Here is a 6,771-nt window from a genome sequence, read left to right on the forward strand (position 1 = left end):
TACCTTCAGGACTGCGTTTTCCAACCCAGACCGAGTTGACCATCGATACGGAACAACCCACTCCCCGCTCGCCAGGTGCTATTATTCGGTTCTTCACAATGGCGCGAAACGTGACGGAGAACGAACCCAAAGAAGTCGGTTTTTATAATCCCTCTATTGAACTGGCCGAGGATTATCGCGAAGCTGACGCTACGTTCTGGAAACGCGTTCGGCCAGATGATCTCTCAGCCAGGGAGTTGCAGGCTTTGCAAGTGGTCGACTCCGTACGTAACGTACCGATTATGAAGGTAGCCGGAGAAATTATACGTCTCGGAGTTTTGGGCTATAAGCCACTGGGTAAGCTAAATATTGAACTGGGACCTATTCTATACTCTTACGCGAAAAATAATGTTGAAGGCTACCGCTTCCGATTCGGCTTACGCACAAATACGGGATTTAGCCGTAAATGGCTTCTGAGCGGTTATCTGGCTTATGGTACACAGGATCAAGAGTTCAAATACAGCGGGAGTGTCGAATATATTCTCAGCCGAAAGCCCTGGACTGTGATCGGTTTCCGCCACACGTACGATCTGGAGCGTATTGGCGTATCGGGCGATAACATCGGCAGCAACTCACTATTTGCGGCTTATTCCCGTTTTGGTACCATCCGCCGACCTTATTTTCAGGACGAGAATCTGGTTTTCGCACGACGCGAAATGGGGCGGGGATTTACGCAAACCTTTGCCCTGCGTAATCGCACATTCGAACCCTTGTTTCCGTTTGCTTTCCAGCCCCAGGCTAAAGATGATGATCAGACAATCCGCAGCACCTACCGAACTACGGAATTGATTTCGGAAACGCGCTACGCACCCGATGAAGTGATGCTTCAGAATGACAACGTACGTGTTAGCGGAGGGGCCATCCGTAAACCAATTTATACACTACGTTATACGGTAGGGCTTCGGAACGTAATGGGGGGCGATTTTACCTATCAACGTATCGCTCTGGGCATGAACCATTCGTTCAGAATGGGAGTTCTGGGCCGCACGTATTATTCGCTTGAAGCCGGAATTATTCCCAATACGGTACCTTACCCGTTGCTTTATAGTCCTCTGGGGAATGAGTCTTCGTTCTACGTTGGGAACGCCTACAACCTGATGAATTATTTTGAATTTATCTGCGACCGGTGGGCTACGGTCCGATGGGAGCACAATTTCAACGGGCTGATTTTCAACCGAATCCCCCTACTCCGGCGACTTAAATGGCGAGAGCTGGTTACGGCTAAAGTTTTGATAGGAAGCGTATCGGCCGACAATCTGGCAATGATTCCGGCAAAAAATGCGGCAGGTCAGGCAGTGGAAGGCTTTAGCTCACTTAGCCGAACGCCCTATATAGAAGTTGGGTATGGCATCAATAACATTTTTAAAGTGCTACGTATCGATGCCATTCACCGGCTTACATATCAGGACAATATAGGCCGTACGGGTATTCCAGTTACACCTTTTGCCATTAAAGTTTCAGGCTGGATGTCTCTGTAAGAAAAAACAGAGCTTGACATTGGTTGACAAGCTCTATTTTTCAGCTATTAACTGTAGGCAGGTTTATCAATATCTGGTTTGGGATTCGGATTCCGGTTAGGATGTGTCATACGCACATTAGCTCCCGGTTCATCGCCATCCATATATTCCTCTTCTAAGGGATCAGGCGCCAGCTCGTCGGGATCGATTTCACTGCCCGGCCCACTGGTTCCTTCTACCGATTGATCACCGAGTCCGGCTGGTGAAATAGCCTGTTTCGCCCGAATGATATCTTCTTTATCTTCGCTTTCCATAACGTTTCGCGGTTTTTAGGTTCATTTTCTATTCTTTCTAACTCACACAGCGACGTAATGTTCAGAGCTTGTTACGTTAAAAATTCCTATTTCCCCTACTTTATTTTCTGTTCAATACTCATCGAATTACGTTTAGCTGACCTCGATACGTAAAGGGTTGAGCGGTTTCTCCTGTTCGAATCTGATACGTATAGACTCCCGTTTGTACGAACGTTTGGCGGTAGGTACCATCCCAGGGATTCGTGTACCCCTGCGAGTAAAATACCAGTTCGCCCCATCGATTATAGACCGACACTTCACATTTCGGAAATGAACCGATGTTTGGAATTACCCATGAATCGTTCACACCATCGGCATTGGGCGAAAACGCCGATGGAACATAGAGCGGTTCCGTAACCTCAACAACGGTGGAAAAACTTGAGGGGCAGCCATTTGTATTAATAGCTGTTAACTGATACGTAGTGGTTATGAATGGCGTAGCTACAGGACTGGCTACATCTGTCTGCGATAGAGAGCCGGGCGGTTCCCATCGGTACAGGCTAATGGCTTCGTCGCTCTGGGTCAGGAGTTGAACGCTGCCGCCCTTTGCAATAGCATAATTTGCGGGTCCTGTTATTTTAGGGCCTGCAGATACGTTTGCCCAGCGAGTCTGCGTAACCCGGCATCCTTTGTCTGACAGAATCGTGTACGTCAGTTTGTGTAAACCAACACCCGCTATTTTCGGATCAAACTGGTTCCCCTGAACACCCGCTCCGGCAAATGTACCGCCAGCTGGTTGCCCGTTGAGCAGCACAATGGGACTTCCGGTGCCGCATACCGGAGCGATAGAATCCAACAGTACGGCAGGTGCATCGTACTGGGTGAGTGTCAGTGAATTGGAGGTGGCCATACAACCAGATGGTGAAGTTACAGTAACCTGATAGCTGCCTGCCTGTTTTGTCTTCACCTGACTGGTTGTGTCTGCCAACCGGGAATTATTTAACTGCCACGAATACCGGGAGCCGCTTATACTGCTGCTGGCAACCACCTGAACAGATGTATCCGGACAGAACACCAGTGCCGATGCAGTAATCTGAACAGTTGGTCGGGCATTAATTGTTACGTTGACGCTATCCTTTCCATCGCAAACAGCTGATGCCGAATTGGCCAATACGGTATATATCCCCGATTGTGAAACACGAAGCACAGACCGCTGCTCACCTACAATGCTGATCCCGTTTCGGCGCCATCGAAATTGTGTATCGGGGGTTCCTTCCGCCTGTATCGTAACCGTGTCACCTACGCAGTAAGGCTTTGAGCCAATCAGTGACATTTTCACCGGCAATGTCCCCATCATCGTAACTTTGATTGCCTGTGACATCGTATCATTCGCACAAACGTTTGCCTGGCTTTTGACAACGGTATACGTCCCGGATTCGTTAACTCGTAACGTATCAGCCGTTGACCCGCGCAGGTTTGTCCCGTCTTTTTGCCACTGATACGCCCATATTGAGTTTTTCTCAACAGCTAGCGTCAATGGCTGACTTTGACACCAGGTTAACTCGGTAACCGCTTTCCCATTGGCTAACACGACGGCTGGAGGGGGTGTGTTTTTTGAGCAGTCGACAACGGGCAGCTGAAAATCACGTCGGACAACGCCGATACGTACGCCATTTCGAAATTCTTCGCATTGTACCGTAAACAGAAATAGCCCTTCCTTTGAAGCCGTAACGCTCAACTGGCCTGTATTCGGGTTAATGGTTAGTGCTGGATTTCCAGGAATGATATTAGTAAGACTGTATCCTGCTGCCCACTCAATTGTAGGATAGCTATTTCTGGGACTATCGCTTGGACTAGTAGGGTTCGAGCGGGTCGTATAGCCGTTAAGTGGAGTTACCAGCGAGTAACGTAGCTGATCACCATCAGCATCCGTAGCATCGGCACTAAACGTAAATGGTTTATTCAGACAGATATAGCTACCGTTTGGTAAGCGAAAATCAGGGGCTGAGTTTTTGAACGTAGTACCACTTCTTATCATGGGAGGAAACTCCAGATAAAACGTCATGGCAACACCAGCGGCTGTGGCTGCGTCTACATTCGTAAGCGCGCTGTTTCGGCAGCATCGTTCCCAGATAACGTAATACCCTCCCGGATCGGTGTACTTTCCGGGATCGAACTGATACGTATCGTAATAACGAGCCTGTACAAAACTCAATTGCCGCAACTTGGCACAAGCCTCATTATCAAACGTAAGCGGTAAGGTTTCCTGTAACAGAAGCGTAATGCTCTCAATCAGAACGGGATTTTGTTTACGATAGATCAATAATCTAACGGATCGGTCCTGATTGCCAACACCAGTTTTCGTTGCGTCCCAATATTGGTTTAACTGTAGCTGAAACAAACCAGGAGTAGTTCCTACAGCTCGCATACTGACATCTCCGCCAATGATATGATCGGCCTTTACGTATACAGTTAGATGCGCAGAAAATACGAAAACTAACCCCACAATCACCCGATGGTAAACATCTCTCCTCATTGCCCGTATAAGTCTACTATTTATTCAACCGACTTATTCAGAAAACAGGATTGAATATACGTATACTTATACGATTAAGTATATTGTCTAAATATATTATCTGATGGTCGAAATGAATAGTTAGCTTATGGGCACTAATAAGCAAGGATTTGATACGTAGTGAGGCTAATGCCTATACCCGACGTACTTGACTGGTTATTATTTAGCCAATATTCCGCGGGCAATTAAATAAGGTATCAGTAACCATAAGAGTCCTTTGATCAGGAAGAAAAGAAAGCCCAGCCAGCCGACGCGTTTGAGCCAATATTTGAATCGCTCATTCATAAAACAAAGATAATGATTTCCGGACGCTACCCTATTTACAATCGTTGCCGCTTCTGATTTGGTGTTTTTTACTACAGACCCGTGAGTTCATTTACCTAAGAGTCGTCTATATTCAGATCAGAGCTCATGAATTCGCGCAGCAGATTTTATCAGCAATTGCTGACCGAAACAACTCGTGATTGATTACTCATTTCAGAAATAAGCGCAGTTTGCCAATTTTCCGGGTAATAAAGAGTGAATTTGCCTTAACAATGAAACTCATTTAAGGCAAATTATGTCGAAATGTAAGCCACTTCATCGATTTACTTGTTGTACCTAAAAAGTAAAGGAGTGCTATAAAAAACAGATTATGAACATTACTAAACACAAAGTAGCGGCTATCCATTACACCCTTCGCGATAACGAGGGCAATGTCTTAGACTCAAGTCAGGGAAGAGACCCGCTTTATTACCTCCATGGTGCGAATAACCTTATTCCCGGCATGGAAGAAGGGCTTGAAGGACGGCAAAAAGGAGACAAACTGAAATTGGATGTCGCCCCTGAAAAAGGATATGGTAAGCATGACCCAAAACTTGTAGAAGAAGTACCGATTCGGGCTTTTGGCGGTCAAAAGATTGAAGTGGGAATGCAGTTTGAAACAAACGACGGCCAGGTAGTTACCGTCACGAAAGTGGACCCGCAGACTGTGACTGTCGATGCAAACCATCCACTTGCGGATCAGGATTTACATTTTGACGTAGAAGTGGTTGAGGTTCGCGACGCTACGCCGGATGAGTTGGCACATGGTCATGTGCATGGCCCCGGGGGGCACCATTAAAGAGGTGAGGCTAAAAGCAGAAGGCAGGAAAAACTTTCCTGCCTTCTGCTTTTAGCCTTAGTCTGTATCTTTGCAGCATGGCACAGATTGGGACGGATCTTCAGGTTGCAAAAAAATTGCTGGAAGCGGGAAACGTTATTGGAATTCCGACCGAAACTGTCTATGGTTTAGCCGGGAATGCGTTGAACCCCGACGCCGTTCTAAAGATTTTTCAGGTAAAAAACCGGCCTTCATTCGATCCTCTGATCGTACATACAGATTCTATACATAAGCTGGATCAACTCGTTACGGCATTTCCGGAAGCGGCTCTTCGTCTTGCCAATGCCTTTTGGCCTGGCCCGTTAACATTACTGCTTCCTAAACACGATCTGGTTCCTGATCTGGTTACAGCAGGGCTGCCTACGGTTGCGGTTCGTATTCCAAATCATTCGCTGACATCAAACTTATTACGTTCGCTCGATTTTCCCTTAGCTGCACCAAGTGCGAATCCATTTGGATACATTAGCCCGACTACTGCCCAGCACGTTGCTGACCAGTTGGGAGCGCAAATTCCTTACGTACTGGATGGGGGCCCATCAAATGTTGGAATTGAATCTACTATAGTTGGCTTTGAAAATAATAAGGCTGTGGTCTTTCGGCTGGGAGGATTGGCGCTGGAACAGATTGAGCAACTAATCGGTCCTGTTGCTGTTCGAACACATTCAACGTCAAATCCTAAGGCTCCGGGTATGCTAAGCAGTCATTACGCTCCCCGCAAACCATTGATCCTATTGTCAGCAGGCGAGTCGCCAGATCCGGATGAACGAGCTGGAGCACTGGTATTTCGAGAGCCATTTGGAGGCTTACAAAATGACTATCAGCTCGTGCTCTCTCCAACTGGAGACCCTAACGAAGCTGCCAAAAATCTTTTTGCCTATTTGAGAGCACTTGACAACTTGCCCATCGATATTATCTATGCAGAACCCCTACCAAACGTAGGCTTGGGATGGGCTATGAATGACCGGCTACGCCGTGCAAGTGTGGAAAAATAGTAGCCGTTCACTATAGGGCATTTGTTATCAGTAAAAAATAGCTATGTATATAGTTCAACGTTCGTTTAAAAAAGAAGGCGGATTACATCATGTAATCCGCCTTCTTTTTTAAACGAACGTTGAACTATTCACTAAATGAATCCGCCCAAACCATCTGTATTTGAACCCGATTTCAAAGTCAATGTTTTTACGCTGCCCAAGTTTTTTAACTGAGGTTTCTGATAAGACTTTTTAACGAAATCGCGTTTTTTGTTTTGTATGTTCCTATTCATTT

At 46.5% G+C, this 6,771-nt stretch carries 6 protein-coding genes; 3 read left to right on the plus strand and 3 right to left on the minus strand.

Annotated features, from left to right (window positions below; all coding sequences use genetic code 11):
* A partial coding sequence (locus ACOJS8_RS17215) for a DUF5686 family protein (RefSeq protein WP_420149780.1) occupies positions 1-1,517 on the plus strand: 1,517 nt, incomplete at its 5' end.
* Positions 1,518-1,564: 47 nt separating this feature from the next.
* On the opposite strand, the gene ACOJS8_RS17220 is transcribed toward ACOJS8_RS17215, so the two are convergent.
* Positions 1,565-1,810, minus strand: a complete 246-nt coding sequence (locus ACOJS8_RS17220) for a hypothetical protein (RefSeq protein WP_420149781.1) — start codon at positions 1,808-1,810, stop codon at positions 1,565-1,567.
* A gap of 118 nt (positions 1,811-1,928) precedes the next feature.
* Positions 1,929-4,325, minus strand: a complete 2,397-nt coding sequence (locus tag ACOJS8_RS17225) for a gliding motility-associated C-terminal domain-containing protein (protein WP_420149782.1) — start codon at positions 4,323-4,325, stop codon at positions 1,929-1,931.
* A gap of 673 nt (positions 4,326-4,998) precedes the next feature.
* Between ACOJS8_RS17225 and ACOJS8_RS17230 the strand changes: the two genes are divergently transcribed.
* Positions 4,999-5,466 carry an FKBP-type peptidyl-prolyl cis-trans isomerase gene (locus ACOJS8_RS17230; RefSeq protein WP_420149783.1) on the plus strand — a complete coding sequence of 156 codons (468 nt, stop codon included), beginning with the start codon at positions 4,999-5,001 and terminating at the stop codon, positions 5,464-5,466.
* A gap of 77 nt (positions 5,467-5,543) precedes the next feature.
* Positions 5,544-6,497, plus strand: coding sequence for an L-threonylcarbamoyladenylate synthase (locus tag ACOJS8_RS17235; RefSeq protein ID WP_420149784.1), 954 nt, complete (start codon positions 5,544-5,546; stop codon positions 6,495-6,497).
* 131 nt (positions 6,498-6,628) lie between these two features.
* On the opposite strand, the gene ACOJS8_RS17240 is transcribed toward ACOJS8_RS17235, so the two are convergent.
* The gene (locus ACOJS8_RS17240; protein ID WP_420149785.1) at positions 6,629-6,769 is read right to left on the minus strand and encodes a lasso RiPP family leader peptide-containing protein; all 141 of its coding nucleotides are present in this window, start codon (positions 6,767-6,769) and stop codon (positions 6,629-6,631) included.
* Positions 6,770-6,771 lie beyond the last annotated feature (2 nt).

Origin of the sequence: Spirosoma sp. (genome assembly GCF_048594605.1) — a bacterium.
In the GTDB taxonomy this organism is placed as follows: Bacteria; Bacteroidota; Bacteroidia; order Cytophagales; family Spirosomataceae; genus Spirosoma.